This is a genomic window from Microbacterium sp. NPDC058062, from assembly GCF_042885375.1.
Taxonomy (GTDB): domain Bacteria; phylum Actinomycetota; class Actinomycetes; order Actinomycetales; family Microbacteriaceae; genus Microbacterium; species Microbacterium trichothecenolyticum_C.
In genome coordinates this window covers 1-2,691 of sequence record NZ_JBHVSC010000014.1, presented here as the reverse complement: position 1 = coordinate 2,691, position 2,691 = coordinate 1, and the positions used below count along the sequence as shown (strand labels likewise).

Genomic DNA, 2,691 nt, shown 5'->3' with positions numbered 1-2,691 from the left:
GGCGGTTTCAAGGGATGAGCGCAACACCCTGAGTTGAGGGGGTGTGATGTTCAGTTCCTTGAGGTCTGTGAAGCGGGTGTTCTGGCGCGGTGTGGCGGCAGGGTTGTCGACGGCGGATGCCGCGGTGTCGGCGGGCGCGTCGCGGCAGGGTGGGGAGAACTGGTTTCGGGATGCTGGCGGCATGGCGCCGTTGTCGTTGTCCGAGCCGTCCGACCGGTTCTTGACGTTGTTGGAGCGTGAGCAGATCGCGGTAGGGGTGGCCCGGGGACACTCGATCCGTGAGATCGCCCGCCAAATCGGCCGCCACCCGTCGACCGTGTTGCGAGAGCTGCGCCGCAACCGTGGTAACTCGCCGAGGTATCGGCCGAAGTGGACCACGCGGCCGCCGCGGCAAGCGGCGTCCTATTCACCATCGACGGCGCAGGGCCGGGCGGACCGGCGCCTGTCTCGCCCGAAGCCGTCGAAGCTGGCCGAACAGCCGCTGCTGCGGGTCGAGGTGGAGCGGCGGCTGCGACTGGGACACTCACCGCAGCAGATCTCGCGGCGACTGCGGGTGGACTTCCCGGATGATGAGAGCATGCGGATCTCGCACGAGGCGATCTACCGGTCCCTGTTCGTGCAGGGCCGCGGCGAACTGCGCAACGAACTAACCCGGGCGCTGCGCTCCGGACGCGCCACCCGCAAGCCTCGCGCCCGCGCGCAACGGCACGCGGCGGCAGGGAAGAAGATCGCGGGCATGGCGATGATCTCCGACCGCCCCGCGGAAGTGGAGGACCGCGCTGTGCCCGGCCACTGGGAGGGCGACCTGATCATTGGGAAGGACGGGCAGTCGCAGATCGGCACCCTGGTCGAACGCACCACCCGGTTCGTGATCCTGCTGCACCTGCCTGAACGCCGCGACGCGGACACCGTCGCCGACCAGATGATCAACCAGATGCGGCTGCTCCCGGAACATCTGCGCCGCTCGATCACCTGGGATCAAGGCTCCGAGATGGCCGCGCACGCCCGTGTGACAGCCGACCTCGACCTGCGCGACGGCGTCTACTTCTGCGACCCACACTCACCCTGGCAGCGCGGCACCAACGAGAACACCAACGGACTGCTGCGACAGTACTTCCGACTTGTATTGGTTCCAGCGATGGCGTCAGGGGCCTTCAACCTCGTAGCGTCACGTCAGGGCACCGGGCGGGCTGACTCGAGTACTTCCTGCCGCCGCAAGGCTGGCTCGCTTCGGGTGTGTCGTTCCGCCTGGTGCCCGCTCGCGGCTTGACTCAACAGAGGCGTGACGAGACGCAACGGAAGCTCTCGAAGTCGGATTGTCAGCTGCGATTCATCACCGTCGCAACTGAAGGGAACCATCTGATGATGATCCTCGGAGTCGATCCGCATAAGACCACTCACACAGCGACCGCTGTGGATCCCGCCACCAACCGTCCGGTCGGGTCAATCCGCATCGCGGCCACGCTGGCCGAGTATCGGCAACTTCTGAAGTGGGCGCGGCAGTTCGAACAGCGGCGCTGGGCCGTTGAGAACGCCGAGGGCCTTGGGCGCCACCTCTCGTCATGGCTTCTCGCTCGCGGCGAGCAAGTCGTCGACGTCCCGTCCACCGCAACTGCCCGGATCCGGCAGCTGTCTCGTGGCGGCGGTCGCAAGACCGACCAGATCGATGCGGCGGCCGCCGCATCGGTGGCCGCCCTTCAAGGAGATGAGCGGCCCCTGCGTCCAGAAGGCATCCCAGATGCGCTCGCTGTGCTCGACGAGTCGCGGATGAACCTGGCGCAGAGCAGGGTGCGTCTGGTCAATCAACTCCACGCCCTGCTACGCGACTTGATCGCGGGCGGCGCACCCACTGACCTTAACGCGGCGACCGCCGCAGCGTTGCTTCGCGGAGTCCGTCCGATCGGCCCGGCGGAGAAGGCGCGCAACCAGATCGCCTGGGATCTGGTTAGTCAGATCCGCTCGGTCGACGTACTGCTGAAGACTAACCAGCGCCAGATCAGGGAGCTCGTCACCGCATCCGGCAGCACCCTGACCGACACCGTCGGCATCGCTGCCATCACCGCAGGCCGGCTGATCGGCAGGACCGGGACTGCGAGCCGGTTCCCGACCGCATCGGCGTTCGCGAACTACGCCGGAACGGCCCCAATCGAGGTGGCCAGCGCCGAAAGATCCAAACACCGGCTTTCTCGCGGCGGTGACCGCCAGCTCAACGCCGCCCTCCACACCGTCGCGATCACCCAGATCCGCACCCCGGGCAGCCGCGGACATGCCTACTACTCCGCAAAGCTCGCCGAAGGAAAGACGCCGCGAGACGCGCGCCGATGCTTGAAGCGGCGCCTGGCGGATCACGTTTGGCGGACCATGCTTGCCGACGAAAAGCGAGCGGGCCTGACCGGACACTCGGGGGCGTCTACAGAACCCAGCGCGACCAGCTCAACCCCGACGACTGGCTCTTCGGGAAAGTCACAACCAGACCCGCTCGCCACGACTCTACGACGCTTGACATGACACAGAGGCACCCGAAAGGCACCGACCTGTCCGGCTACGCCCAGCACTACCTCGACTACGTCGCCGCCGAAATCAACGGCCGACCCCGCAAAACCCTCGACTGGGCCACCCCCGCCGAAGCCCTCAACGCACTACTCTCAGACCCACCACAAGACGGTGTTGCAATGACCGCCTGAAACCGCC

At 66.7% G+C, this 2,691-nt stretch carries 2 protein-coding genes and 1 pseudogene; all 3 read left to right on the top strand.

Annotated features, from left to right (window positions below):
• Positions 1 to 46: 46 nt before the first annotated feature.
• On the top strand, positions 47 to 1,270 hold the full coding sequence (locus tag ACFVSU_RS21945) for an IS30 family transposase (protein WP_387148173.1): 1,224 nt from the start codon (positions 47 to 49) through the stop codon (positions 1,268 to 1,270).
• A gap of 95 nt (positions 1,271 to 1,365) precedes the next feature.
• A complete protein-coding gene (locus tag ACFVSU_RS21940) occupies positions 1,366 to 2,508 on the top strand; it encodes an IS110 family transposase (RefSeq protein WP_387148169.1) in 1,143 nt (380 codons plus the stop codon).
• 2 nt (positions 2,509 to 2,510) lie between these two features.
• A pseudogene (locus ACFVSU_RS21935) lies at positions 2,511 to 2,684 on the top strand (IS30 family transposase); the annotation flags it as partial.
• Between the last annotated feature and the right edge of the window lie 7 nt (positions 2,685 to 2,691).

What these genes read in the sequence shown, in the direction of transcription:
- ACFVSU_RS21940 (WP_387148169.1), top strand. Translation starts at nt 1,366, where the DNA reads ATGATCCTCGGAGTCGATCCGCATAAGACCACTCACACAGCGACCGCT.
- ACFVSU_RS21945 (WP_387148173.1), top strand. Translation starts at nt 47, where the DNA reads ATGTTCAGTTCCTTGAGGTCTGTGAAGCGGGTGTTCTGGCGCGGTGTG.